This window comes from Paraburkholderia sp. Tr-20389, assembly GCF_017104565.1.
Lineage (GTDB): Bacteria > Pseudomonadota > Gammaproteobacteria > Burkholderiales > Burkholderiaceae > Paraburkholderia.
The window spans coordinates 115,424-127,569 of the sequence record NZ_JAAGPD010000002.1 but is presented as its reverse complement, the minus strand read 5'-3'; the positions used below and the strand labels follow the sequence as shown (position 1 = coordinate 127,569).

General features: G+C 59.3%; 15 protein-coding genes. 3 read left to right on the top strand and 12 right to left on the bottom strand.

Annotated elements, in window-relative coordinates; all coding sequences use genetic code 11:
- The first annotated feature begins 77 nt into the window (after window positions 1-77).
- A complete protein-coding gene (locus G3N95_RS04970) occupies window positions 78-368 on the top strand; it encodes a hypothetical protein (RefSeq protein ID WP_205968880.1) in 291 nt (96 codons plus the stop codon).
- 44 nt (window positions 369-412) lie between these two features.
- Here G3N95_RS04970 and G3N95_RS04965 read toward each other — a convergent pair whose 3' ends face one another.
- From G3N95_RS04965 to G3N95_RS04950, 4 genes are all read right to left on the bottom strand, one after another.
- Window positions 413-889 carry a CreA family protein gene (locus tag G3N95_RS04965; RefSeq protein WP_205968879.1) on the bottom strand — a complete coding sequence of 159 codons (477 nt, stop codon included), beginning with the start codon at window positions 887-889 and terminating at the stop codon, window positions 413-415.
- Between the two features lie 213 nt (window positions 890-1,102).
- Window positions 1,103-2,575: a PAS domain-containing protein gene (locus tag G3N95_RS04960; protein WP_205968878.1), complete on the bottom strand. Its 1,473-nt coding sequence runs from the start codon at window positions 2,573-2,575 to the stop codon at window positions 1,103-1,105.
- The gene (locus G3N95_RS04955) at window positions 2,572-3,024 is read right to left on the bottom strand and encodes a response regulator (protein WP_205968877.1); all 453 of its coding nucleotides are present in this window, start codon (window positions 3,022-3,024) and stop codon (window positions 2,572-2,574) included. The genes G3N95_RS04960 and G3N95_RS04955 overlap by 4 nt, the downstream gene beginning before the upstream one ends.
- A gap of 3 nt (window positions 3,025-3,027) precedes the next feature.
- A complete protein-coding gene (locus G3N95_RS04950; RefSeq protein ID WP_205968876.1) occupies window positions 3,028-4,539 on the bottom strand; it encodes a PAS domain S-box protein in 1,512 nt (503 codons plus the stop codon).
- 362 nt (window positions 4,540-4,901) lie between these two features.
- On the opposite strand from G3N95_RS04950, the gene G3N95_RS04945 reads away from it, so the two are divergent.
- Window positions 4,902-5,222 (top strand): hypothetical protein, encoded by a 321-nt coding sequence (locus tag G3N95_RS04945; RefSeq protein WP_205968875.1) that lies wholly within the window; start codon window positions 4,902-4,904, stop codon window positions 5,220-5,222.
- A gap of 23 nt (window positions 5,223-5,245) precedes the next feature.
- Here the strand turns inward: G3N95_RS04945 and G3N95_RS04940 are convergent, their stop codons facing one another.
- From G3N95_RS04940 to G3N95_RS04920, 5 genes are all read right to left on the bottom strand, one after another.
- Entirely contained in the window at window positions 5,246-5,614 is a 369-nt protein-coding gene (locus G3N95_RS04940; protein WP_205968874.1) for a DUF3564 domain-containing protein, read from the bottom strand.
- A gap of 43 nt (window positions 5,615-5,657) precedes the next feature.
- Window positions 5,658-6,002 (bottom strand): c-type cytochrome, encoded by a 345-nt coding sequence (locus G3N95_RS04935; protein WP_205968873.1) that lies wholly within the window; start codon window positions 6,000-6,002, stop codon window positions 5,658-5,660.
- 35 nt (window positions 6,003-6,037) lie between these two features.
- Entirely contained in the window at window positions 6,038-7,069 is a 1,032-nt protein-coding gene (locus tag G3N95_RS04930) for a nitroreductase family protein (protein WP_205968872.1), read from the bottom strand.
- A 168-nt stretch (window positions 7,070-7,237) separates the two neighbouring features.
- The gene (gene fnr / locus G3N95_RS04925; protein WP_205969048.1) at window positions 7,238-8,020 is read right to left on the bottom strand and encodes a fumarate/nitrate reduction transcriptional regulator Fnr; all 783 of its coding nucleotides are present in this window, start codon (window positions 8,018-8,020) and stop codon (window positions 7,238-7,240) included.
- Between the two features lie 169 nt (window positions 8,021-8,189).
- Window positions 8,190-8,834, bottom strand: a complete 645-nt coding sequence (locus G3N95_RS04920; protein ID WP_205968871.1) for a response regulator transcription factor — start codon at window positions 8,832-8,834, stop codon at window positions 8,190-8,192.
- Between the two features lie 373 nt (window positions 8,835-9,207).
- Here G3N95_RS04920 and G3N95_RS04915 point away from each other — a divergent pair, with 373 nt between their 5' ends.
- Window positions 9,208-9,675: a universal stress protein gene (locus G3N95_RS04915; RefSeq protein WP_205968870.1), complete on the top strand. Its 468-nt coding sequence runs from the start codon at window positions 9,208-9,210 to the stop codon at window positions 9,673-9,675.
- A gap of 151 nt (window positions 9,676-9,826) precedes the next feature.
- Here G3N95_RS04915 and G3N95_RS04910 read toward each other — a convergent pair whose 3' ends face one another.
- The 3 genes from G3N95_RS04910 to G3N95_RS04900 are packed head-to-tail and all read right to left on the bottom strand — an operon-like array spanning window position 9,827 to window position 12,016.
- Window positions 9,827-10,660 carry a universal stress protein gene (locus tag G3N95_RS04910; RefSeq protein WP_205968869.1) on the bottom strand — a complete coding sequence of 278 codons (834 nt, stop codon included), beginning with the start codon at window positions 10,658-10,660 and terminating at the stop codon, window positions 9,827-9,829.
- Complete coding sequence (locus tag G3N95_RS04905) at window positions 10,657-11,160, bottom strand: universal stress protein (protein WP_205968868.1); 504 nt, start codon at window positions 11,158-11,160, stop codon at window positions 10,657-10,659. Before G3N95_RS04905 ends, G3N95_RS04910 begins: the two co-directional genes overlap by 4 nt.
- 16 nt (window positions 11,161-11,176) lie before the next feature.
- Entirely contained in the window at window positions 11,177-12,016 is an 840-nt protein-coding gene (locus G3N95_RS04900; protein WP_205968867.1) for a universal stress protein, read from the bottom strand.
- Window positions 12,017-12,146: the final 130 nt, after the last annotated feature.

The following is a 12,146-nucleotide window of genomic DNA, read 5'->3' as shown; positions in this document are numbered from 1 at the left end:
GAATTGATCGGTGTCAAACGTATGGCGTGCGTCACGGGCAGTATGGAGGCGGAGACCATTAAATTTGCGGAGCCGACATGTCCTCGTCCTCGTATTGGGAACTCGAGCGCGATGTTGCGCATCTCAAGGCTGCGATCTCATTGCTCGAACAGACCAGAGGGTATTTCTCAGTGCGCAGCCCCGTCAACGATCCGGCGTACTGGAAAGCACGCCTGAGAACGGTGCTGGGCAGCGCGGAATGTGACGATGCCATCGCTGCGCAGATCGAGCGTCTGCTCGGACGACTAGACCGGATACAAGCCAAAGTCGACGACGATCGCGGCTCCGGCCACAGAGCGGAGGCTCAAGCCTCACACAGGAGCGCTTAGCGCTCTGGCTGGGCCCACACACATTACGGAAGATCTGCTCAAGCTTATTCGCCCGTCTGCCTTCCCCGCATCGGTAACCGGATCATGTCGACGTGACCGGGCAGATCCCCCGACAATTCGTTTTCGGTGTAGCTGAAATACAGCACGGTCAGGCGGTCCGGATCCAATATCCGAAATACGTGCAAAGTGCTGAAAATCGGATCTGTTGATGCGTCGAACACTTGAGCGCGCCGAGGCAACTTGCCCGTCGGTTCCAGTTTGCCCGCCTGATGACAGGAGACTTCAGCGTCCGGTGCGCGCGTGGTCGGGGCGTTATCTCCGAAGCTGCTCTCGTCGTGCGATTGGGAGACGTAACAGGTAACGCCCTTCAGGAGCGGATCGTCATACGCGGAGATACTGATCTGCCCGCCATACCGATGAGAGTGGGTCGCGATTCTCGCTAATTCTTCTCCCTCGGCGGGGAGTGTTATGCACATGGCCAGCGTTGCCGATCTACAGAGTATTGCAAGACAACGTGCCATGATATGTCTCCCGTTCTCGCCTGGAATCCCGGAGCCAAAACCGATGATGGACGTCTGGCCGGTCAATCCAGCTTACGAGGCTCGATCTTTTGAAGATTGACCGATATCAATGGGCGACTTCGTCGGAACCGCTTTGTGCAAAGCGCGTACGACTGTGATCCGATGCTGAAGGATTAGCCGAGGCCTCAATCGAGGCAACGGCGCCGCGTGGCTTTAAGGGCTTTTGGCCTCAACAGCGGAGAGTGGCAGCAAAACGGTTAGAGCGAAGCCCTGGCCGGGAGCGGTCTGGACGATCACTTCGCCGCTCAAGGCTGCGACTCGTTCGCGCATGCCTATTAAACCGAACGAGTTTGGCGACGGTCGAACATCGTTCCGGCAACCGTGCCCGTTGTCGGCGATCCGCACAATACAATGCGATCCGCTGCTGGCGATCTCCAGCGTGACCCGGCTTGCGCCGGCATGGCGTGCCACGTTGGTCAGCGCCTCCTGAACGATCCGGAACACGGCAGTGGAGCTGTCGTGATTGAAGTCGATATCTTCCGCGTCGATATGCTGGACGACGGATATCGGGTATCGCGACGAGAACCGTTCGACGAACCACTCGATAGCGGGCAACAGTCCGAGATCGTCAAGCATGGCGGGACGCAGGTCGGTCGCTATGCGTCGCACGGAGACGACCAGTTGATCGATTAGCGCATAGATATTGCTCATGTCGGCGCTTGATTTCGGCGCGCCGCCATCTCCGGCGCGATTGCCATTTTTCGCGCATTCGATCTTGAGCGCAGCCAGTTGTTGACCGAGATCGTCGTGCAGTTCGCGCGCAATCCGGGTTTTTTCCTCCTCGCGGGCACGCTGAATGTTTGCTGACAGCCGCTTCAGTTCTTCGCGCGATTCTCGCAATGCTTCGTCGGCCAGTCGACGTTCGGTCACGTCGATGATCCATCCGACCATGCGGTAGGGTTCGCCCGACGGATTCCACAGCGCCTGGCCTCGCGCGTGCATCCAGCGGTACTCCCCCGTCTTTACACGTATCCGGTATTCGATCTCGTAGCCGCATTTTTGCGCGAGGTGCGCTGCGAGGTGCGCCCTGACTCGTTCGATGTCGTCTGGATGGATAAAGTCGAGAATAAGCTGGCTGTCGTCGGACAGTTCATGCCCCTCGTACCCCATGATTTCCTTGAATTGAGTCGACAGATAAACGGCGCCTGTCTGCGGGTTCCAATCCCACAGCCCGGCGCTTGCACCCCTGACTGCGAGTTGAAACCGTTCCTCGCTTTCCTTGAGCGCCATCGCGATGCGATGACGCTCTATTGCATAGCGTATGGCACGGCCCAGCTCCGACGGGTTGATATCCCGTTTCGACAGATAGTCCTGTGCACCCTCCTGAATAGCCTTTAGGCCCACCGACATATCTTCAAGTCCCGTTAGCACCAGTACGGGCAGATCGGTGGCATGCTGCTGCAAGGTTCTGAAGGTGCCGATTCCTTGTGTATCCGGCAGTCCCAAATCCAGCAGCACGATATCGAATTGCATCGATTGAATGCGATCGAGCGCACCGGACAGAAGGGTTGCATGGAACAAGCGGTGCTGAAACTCCAGCACATCAGACAGTGCTTCCTCTATGAGCAGGGCGTCCGTCGGGTTGTCCTCAACGAGCAGGACCTGGACTTCCGGTGGCGCATTCATGATCTGGAGGGAGGCAAAGTCACCACGCCGAACCAGAACTCACTGATTCTGCGCACGACTTCGACAAACCTGGTGAAGTCGACCGGCTTGGTTATGTAGCAATTCGCATGTAGGCCATATGTCCTCGCCACATCTTCTTCTGACTTGGAAGTCGTCAACACGACGACCGGGATGTTCATCAGATCGGGATCTGCCTTCAGTTCCTGTAGAACCTCACGCCCGCTCTTTTTCGGGAGGTTGAGGTCGAGAATGATCAAGCCGGGCCGCGGCGCGTCGCTATTTTTGCCTTCCCGCCGCAGAAATTCCATCGCCGCAACCCCATCCTCGGCTACGTGCAAAGGGTTGAGGAGCTTGTAGTAATCGAACGCTTCACGCGTGATCATGACGTCAGTCGGGCTATCTTCGACAAGAAGTATGTGGATCAGATCGTCAGCTGGCTGAGTCGGCATGCGCTACTCCTGCGGATTGTGCTGCGATGGGATACGGGCTTCAGCTTCCGCCTTCAGGCTAAAGAAGACCGTCGTTCCGACGCCCGGTTGGGACTCAATCCAGATGCTTCCTCCATGCTGCTCGACAATACGCTTGCATAGCGCGAGGCCGATTCCCGTTCCGGGGTAGTCGGCCCGGGAATGAAGTCGCTGAAAGATCATGAATATGCGGTCGAAGTATTGCGGGTCGATACCGATACCATTGTCCTGCACTGAAATCACCCAACTGTCGCCTTCACGGCGTGCACCGATGTCGACGCATACCGCCCGATCGACCTGCCGAAACTTGACTGCGTTGCCGACCAGATTCTGAAACAGCAGCGCCAGTTGAGAAGGAATCGCCATGACGGAAGGCAGTGCATCCCGAGTGATCTGCGCGCCGGACTCCTGCAGCACGACGCTCAAGCTCTTCAGTGCCTGATCAAGTGCGGCAGCACACTCAGTCAACTGCTGAACTGCGCCCGACCGTCCGACACGGGAATAGGAGAGCAGGTCGTCGATCAGCTTTTGCATTCGCGTGGCGCCATCTACCGCGTGCGTGATGAACTCGTCCGCGCGCGCATCGAGTTGCCCTTGATAGCGACGCTGAAGCAGTTGCAGCGGTCCCGCGACGGCGCGTAACGGTTCCTGTAGATCGTGGGACGCCACGTATGCAAACTGTTCGAGATCCTGGTTCGAGCGCGCGAGTTCTTCGGTCCGGCGTATGAGTTCCTGCTCCGCGCGCTTTCGCTCCGTAATGTCGACAATGGCGGCGAGCACGAAGGCTTCATTGGAGGTCCTGACGGGGTTGAGCCCGATCTCTACGGGAAACTCCGAGCCATCCTGGCGACGGCCGTACAGATCACGACCCGTGCCCATCGGGCGCGGTTTCAGGTCATGCAGATAGGCAGCCCGGGAAACCTCATGACCTGCCCGAAAGCGTTCCGGCACAAGTGTTTCGATCGTCTTCCCGAAAAGCTGCTCGCGGTTGTAGCCAAACAGGTTCTCGGTCTGCGCGTTCACGAGGACGATCTTTCCTTCCTGATCGATCATTACCATCGCATTCGGCGCAGCTTCCACCACTTGCCGGAAGCGTTCCTCCAGGCGTCTGCGTTCTGTGATGTCTACGATAGCGGCAAGTACAAATATGCCCTCGGTTGTCGTAACGGGGTTCAGCCCGATTTCGACGGGAACTTCAGTACCGTCCTTTCGTAGCGCAAACAGATCGCGACCGGTCCCCATCGGTCTGCTTCGCAGGTCGCCGTAGAACATGCGACGGAACTCGGGATGCGCGCGGCGCATGCGCTCGGGCACGAGCATATCCACACTGTTTCCGATAAGTTCGTTGCGTGCGTATCCGAAGAGCTTTTCCGCCTGCACGTTAACGAGAACGACGAGGCCTTCGCGGTCGGCCATGACCATCGCGTTGGGCGCGGCTTCGACGACCTGGCGGAAGAGCTCGTGAGTCAAGCTGCTCAGTTGCCTGTTCGGTTCCATTTGATTCCCGTCGTTTAGCGATGCAACCGCCGCACCGACGCTGCCTTGCTGCGGCAGCGTTCGTTCCGTGACGGCGATAACTCATTTATAGCTTACTAACGTACGGAATATGATCGCTCGTTTCTGCCCCAGTGTGTGCCGCCGCCAACTTCACACAGACGGAATAGGCATCCGGATTTTCCCTTTCCCGCGGCGACTGTTTAAGGTAGGGGCCGAGGCGGAACTTCTCTGGTACGCGCGAGTACGCGTGGTGAAGCCGGTTGATACAAGTCAACGACGGCAGTCCGGCGCACGCGATGATGTCAGGGTGACACAAGCGATTGGCAAGGCGCGTTGAGTTTGAACATCGGACGGAGGCGAAGATGGGCATTGGCATGCAGATCGTCTATCTAGGCTTCTGTGGGACGGCGCGGCTGGAAGGCGAGGCTGCCGCGCAACTGGTGCGGCTGGAACGGTACAGCGGACTTCTTTCAAATTGCCATCTGGCAATCGAGCAGATTCATTCGCGGTCGGACAGACCAACCTATGACGTTCGCCTCGATCTGATCACTCGCACACGCGACCTCAAACCCATCGAACATTGTTCGAGCGAAGATGCGGAACAGGCTGTCCGCTCTGCGTTCGATGCCGCGGAAAAGGAGCTTCAGGCGACCGAGAATACGACGAAGCAGCGGAGGCAGTAACACGTCTACGGGAAGACGCAGTTTCAGAGGCCACCCTCGGCGAACACACCGTTCTCCGGGTCCGATTCGGTGTTATCGACACATTGAATGTGCCACTTACCGATGATCGGCGCGTGATGAGCATGGCGGTACCACAACGCTTGCCCCGACTCGCCCTCACTCGGAACGCTGACGGAGCCGAGATCGAGTCCCGTGAGTTCACAGATTGCACGGTCATGGTCGGCGCCATGAATGCGCGTGTTTCCTTTCGGGGACGCCAGGCTTCCCCATTCCGGCAGATCGATCACTGCATGTCCTTCCCGTGACCATTTACGCGATTCGCGGTCGAGCCAAAGAACGGCATAAGCTGCGTCAGCGCATTGAAATGTATCGAGGTGAACGGTAATTCTCATTGGTATCTCCCTGATCGGCAAAGGCGTAAAAACGTTGAAACACTCATTGCGACATCACCCACTCGACCAGCTTATGTGCGTCTTCGGCGGACAGCGGACCGCCGCGTTCGGGCGGCAGTGGCATGGGCGTGTCCCCCCAATGCGCACGGCCACCTTTTCTGAGCTTGATTTCCAGCATCGCCCTCGCATCGGGAACATCCCGATAGCGGTCAGCGATCTGTCGAAACGACGGCGCAAGAAAGGGCGCATCCGACGTGTGACAGAACATGCAATGCTGTTGATCGACTAGTTCGGTCGGTTCATCGACGCGCGCATTGGCCGTGTTCAGTCCGACAGCGAAGAGACCTGAGGTGAAGGCAATCAGGATGGACCAACTGGGATGGCTCACGGTAGACGCTCCTCTTCGATTCTGGTGATTTCCCATTAGTCGACGACGTCCGACAAAGATCGTCGCGGCGAGTGATCGACCTGCGGACCGTGGCCCATGCGCAGCAGCAACTGCGGCATTGCATCGACTTTCAGAAGGCTTCTCAGCGTTTCGCGCAGCGCCGTGACTTCGATAGGCTGATTGAGGTACGACGCTGTCAGTCCTTTGGACGCCGCGAGCAGCAGCATCCGTTCTAGCGCCTGTCCGGTCGCCAGCCACGCTTCGCGGTCGTCGCGTTCCGTGGAGATACCGACAAACAGCGGCGACCCTTCGACAAGCCGCTGATGCGTGGCCGGGGCGCCGGCGCCAACGTCAAACACACGTACGACCGACGAAACCAGGGGCGCCGCGAAATTCAGCAGCCCGCCGACAGCCGCGCCATACGCGGGCATGCCGTCGTCCCGGCGATGTGGATGAATCCAGCTCGCGAGCTCCCGCCGAAAGCGCGCATCGGCGAATTGCGCGTGGTCCGCCTCAGCGATCAACCGAGCAATCGCGTGGCGGGTAGTCTCGGCTTCGACGCAGGTCGCAATGGCCCCTTCCGCGTCGCAGGCGGCGGCCAGATCGGACTGAAGGCGCGGGTCTACGGGGGCGTCGACGAATGGCGCCCGGGTTGTCACGCGGGTCGTCAATGCAGCGAAGAGATTGGCTAGCTCCTTGTCGAGATGACCGTCTCTTGAGACTCGCAACTGAGCAACGATGTCGGGATCGGATTCGGAGGGAAAGACGGTGATTGCATAGGACAGCCCGAAATGGCTCAGTGTGACCCTCAGGTTGAGCAGCGCTGCACCGCAACCAATGAGCAGCTCGCGATCGAACGGGTCGACGACGGGCAACGCCCGCGTGCAATCCGCGCATACCTGAACAGCAGGTCCGTCGATGATGAATCGCCACGGCTGCGTGTTGTGATTGGAGGGCGCGAGAACCGCGTACCGCAGCGCGAATCGCAACTGCTGGTCGAGTGGCGCTCGCGCATCGAAATCCGTTTCGTTCAGCTCCCACGCGGACGGGGTTGTCGCGATGTTCATGTGAGATATTCCTTTGCCAGTACGACGTGCACGTCCTTCGCTTTGTGTTTATCGTGGCATGTCACAGCGACTCATCCTTGAGGCAAATCAACGTCTATATTTTGGCGTTGTCGGCCGGCACGCCTCAGTGCCACCAAGGGGGCTCAACCTGCTTCCCGTCGTGCCCGGTCATACGTTCGCGAGCCCTTCCGGGTCGACGATCCGAACCGTCTTTCCGTTGGCATGGACGAGATGCCCACGCTGAAATTTCGAAAACATGCGGCTCACGGTTTCGAGTTTCATTCCGAGGTAGCAACCGATTTCCTCGCGTGTCATGCGCAAGTGGAATTCAGCGGCCGAGAATCCGCGCGCCTTGAAGCGCCTGGAGAGATTGAGAAGGAACGTCGCCACGCGCTGCTCTGCCGACATGGTGCCGAGCAGCATCATTTGCACGGAATCCCGCGCGATTTCGCCGCTCATCATCTGATAGATGTGATGCTGCATGGATTTCACCTCGCGACAGATGATCTCGAGCTGCGCGAACGGAATGATGCAGACGACACTGTCCTCAAGCGCAATCGCGTCGCAGTTGTGCTGGCCGGCACAGACACCATCGAGGCCAAGCGTTTCGCCCGCGATCTCGAATCCTGTCACGTGCTCGCGACCGTCACGGTGCATGACGACCGTTTTGAACGATCCAGCCCGTATCGCGTAGATGCTCTTGAAAGAGTCGCCGGCGCGATACAACGTGTCTCCGCGTTTAACGGCCTTCGTTGAGCAGATGACTGTATCGAGTTTCGCCAGATCTTCGGCGCTCAGATCTGGCGGCATACAGATCGAGCGCATCGAGCACGACGAGCAACGTGTCGTCCCTTGACGCGGCGAATCGCTGTGTTGCACTGGCCGGATTGGAATGACCGCGGCGGCGCGGCCCGAGACTTGATTGGAAGTCAACGTGTTTGCGGCAAGCATCTTTGTCTCCTCAATCCTCGTCTGCGCGCGCATGTGCGCGGCGACTAGCGATGAATCAAGTATCGGCGCTCGTATCGCAAAAAAGTATCGGCGGTGCTTTAAGAGGAGATAGGAGGTAGGGCAGCAGGACTAGGAATAGTCCTACCAACGTTGACGTCAGAAAGCCTATTTACAGCTCGTCGTCCTCGATGATCTTGTAACGAATCGCATAACGTACGAGTGCGTTCTCATTTGGCAACTGCATTTTCTCGAGTACGCGTGTCTTGTGCGTGCTAACGGTCTTTACGCTCACACATAGTTCATGAGCGATTTCCGTAATGCTCTGACCGGCGACGATTCGTCTGAAGACATCGAACTCGCGGTCCGAGAGCCGCTGATGCGGTAGGGCCTCCACCGGCTCGTTCAGGGTTTGCGCCAGGCGTTCGGCCATCGCCAGGCTGATGTACACACCTCCGCCAGCTATCTTCGTGACGGCGTTGACGAGTTCCACGCTTGCGCTTTCCTTCGTGAGATATCCGGATGCGCCTGCCTTGAATGCGCGCACCGCGTACTGCTGCTCGGCGTGCATGGTCAGCACGAGAATGCGTAAGGCGGGTTGCTCGTCCTTGATCTGCTTGATGAGTTCGATGCCGTTGCGACCGGGCATGGTCAGGTCGAGAACCAGCACTTGCGCTTGCGTAGAGCGAATGAGCGCGATGGTGGTGATGCTGTCCCATGCTTCGCCGGACACTTCGAAACCGCTGGCGCTCTGGAGAATGTGGCGCAAGCCGTCGCGTACGAGCGCATGGTCATCGGCCAACAGTACCTTGATCATGGGTGGGTTTCTTCCTGTCTGACAAATTGCAGGGGAAACTTGACCTTTCTCGCGAAGCCGCCGTCGGTCGCGACGACAACGTATTGCTGCTTCACAGGCGTTGCCTGGCACGATTGATGACCGATATTTTTTATTCTACGCGTTCTTATGTCGCCCGCGTGACTCCAGAAAACAATCGCAGGCTGACTGCGGACGTCCTTCATCTCACCGTTCTTGTGCGCTTACATAAAAACTCTGGCCTCCCGCGTCCTGAGAGACAGGCGTTAATTGGATTGACCTGAGTCAATCAGCGAACCGGGCGCAGTAACACACTGCAATTCATGCAGCTTCGCTGCTGTTTCAGTAGCCCGTGCATCGCGACTGGAGGCTCATCATGTACGATCGAATCGTTGTTGCGCTAGACGATAGCGCCAGCGCGGAGATGGCGCTCCGCGAGGCGGTCAGGCTCGCGAAACAGTCCAGAGGTGTGGTATATGCGCTGTCCGTGGTGGACCGTGGCCGATGGCCGGAGGAAGTGCGCCCACGGTTCGAGTTCGAACCTGAGCCTACAGCCGCTTCAAACGCTGCCACTCGCATATTCGACTTGGCGACTGCGCTATTCCGCGATTCGGGCGTCAGCGGGAAGACGCGGGCGATCGATGCTTATGGTGAAAACGTATCGGAGGTATTGGCGCGCGCGGCTGAAGAGTGCGATGCCGACATCGTCGTGATCGGTACGCATGGAAGGCGCGGCGCCCAGCGGTTCTTGCTCGGTAGTGTCGCGGAGTCGCTCGTGCGCTCGACGCAGCGGCCTGTTCTGCTGCTCCGGTACGACGGTTCGGGTGCGCACACACGAGCATGACCGGTCACGACGCGGCGTCTTGCCCATGCGGATGCCGCTCGCGATTCTTCTAGCGTCTTTCCGACGTGGCAGTCGTGTGACACCGCCGCGATCTACGTCGGGGGCACACCATTATTGCGTCACGTTGGTTGTTGTTGTCGCTCACTGGCGCTCAATGCGACATCAGCACAGGCAATGTCATTGATTCCAGCATGGTCCGGGTTACACCGCCGAACACGCGTTCCCGCGCGCGGGAGTGACCGTAAGCGCCCATGACCAGCAGATCGATGTGCATATCCGACGTCCTGTTGAGCAGGGTGACGCCGGCATTCGCACCGATGTGCGTGCGAGTTGTAGAGAACGATGCGCTCACGCCATGCGTGTCGCGCCACGCAGCGACATCGATTCCCACGGGCGCCTCACGAGCTCCGTCAGCGTGTTGCACAAGGTCGACGGTCACGTAACGGGCGCTCTCGAGCAGCGGCATTGCGTCGGCCACTGCGCGAGCGGCTTCGCGGCTGCCGTCCCAGGCAATCAGGACATTTTCGCCCAGCGCTGGCACAGTGCCCGCGTGAGGAACGACGAGCGCGGGGCGGCCCGCATCAAGGATCAGGTTGCCGACGAAATTGGGCGCGACATAAGAAGCAGCGTCTTTCGAATCGTCCTGACCCAGGATCAGCAGGTCGGCATGACGGGCATGGAGCATCGCGACTTCCTGCGCAGTTCCGCGCGGCGCGCGCCATTCGACGCTGCGGTGAGCCGCCCGTTCCGCAGCACCGAGAAAGCTGTCATGCGCTTTCTGCCGAAGTGCGGTGTGGCGGGCTTCGAGTTCCGCGAACGGGCGGCTTTCGCTCTTCCTGAGCGCGCCGGGAAGCAGGTCGGAGCAAACGGCATAAAGCCCAATGAGATGGGCATCCCAGCGCTTCGCGAGATCGAGGGAAAGCGCGATCCGGGCTGCGCTGTGGCGGCTATCGTCAATGTGGACGAGCAGAGTCTTGTAGCTCATGTCAGTTCCTTTTCGATTGGGATGCCGGGCGCCGCTTCTGAGGTCAAGCCGACGGTACGCGCCGGAATCATCAGGACGGGGCAGGTCGCGCCTCGCAACACGCGTTCGGCGACGCTCCCCAGCACCATCCGGCGGAAGCCCCGCCGTCCATGCGTGCCCATGACGATAAGATCGGCATGCCACTCGCTAGCCATTTCATTGATGCGATGGGCGACGTCCTCTCCGGGCGGAGCGACTTCGACGACGCGCGGCGCACCTGCGATGCTACGTCTTGCGATACGAGCGCTCGCATCGGAAGCGATGCGCTTGCCTTCTTCCTCGAAAGCGTCACGGATGATGGAAGGATCGAAACCGGGGACGTCGTAAGCGATCACGGGCACGTCGATCACATAGAGTGGCAGGACCTGAGCACCGTGCTCGGCGGCGAGGTCCAGAGCGATATCGAGGGCGCGCGATGCGGTGTCGCTGCCGTCAAGTGCGATGAGTATGCGCTTATACATGGCAAACCTTCGACGACTAGTGCGAGAAGAGAACGGGTACGGTCATCGACCGAAGCAGCGTTCGCGTGGCGCCGCCCATCACCAGTTCACGCAGACGCGTATGTGCGTAGGCACCCATTACGATCAGATCGGAACCAAGATCCGCCGCCTGGGACAACAGCACCTCCCCGATGGGCGCGAAGCGTTCGACGTTGACCTCACGCACCTCGACCTTCGCACCGTGACGCGCAAGCGTGAGCGCAATGTCGGCGCCGGGAATACGTTGTCCCGGCGGCTCGTCGCGATCGGCATTGACCGTGAGCAGGGTGACGTTTGCCGCATGGGACAGAAAGGGCATCGCGTCGTGGAGTGCGCGCGTCGCTTCGCGGCTGCCGTCCCATGCGATCAGCACATGCTTGCCGCAATCAGTGAACGAACCGCTCGACGGCATCAGAAGGACGGGCCGGCCAGCCGCCATGATCAGATTCTCGACAAACTGCTCGGCGATGAACGACTCAGGATCGTCCACGTCTGTCTGACCCGCGACGACGAGATCGGCAAGGCGCGCGTAGGGCGGCATCGATTCATTTGGATAGCCTTGCGCCGAGATCCACTGGCCGTCGACTTCCAGCCGGGTCAGCTCGGCATGAAAGAGACGTTTGAGTTCGTCGCACCGCTCCTGCCGTTGGCGCTCGTGTTCGACGTAATAGCTGGCCGTGCCGGCCATGATGAAGAGGGCGTGCGAGTCCGGAACGTATGCCGAAAACACACCCGTCAGTCTCGCCTGGAAACGGTGCGCTAACTGCAGTGCCAGTTCGAGCCGCGCGCGTGCATGCGTGCTGGTATCGAGATGAACAAGAATGCTTTTGTAGCTCATCGCCGTGACTCCCGATGGAAGGCGGATTGACGGGCAGTGCCCGTGGTGCAATCGAGTCTATGACCCGGTCGGCCATGTCCGTTGATGCAGATCAACCGTCCACCGGTCCCCGTCCAGCTTGATACATGTC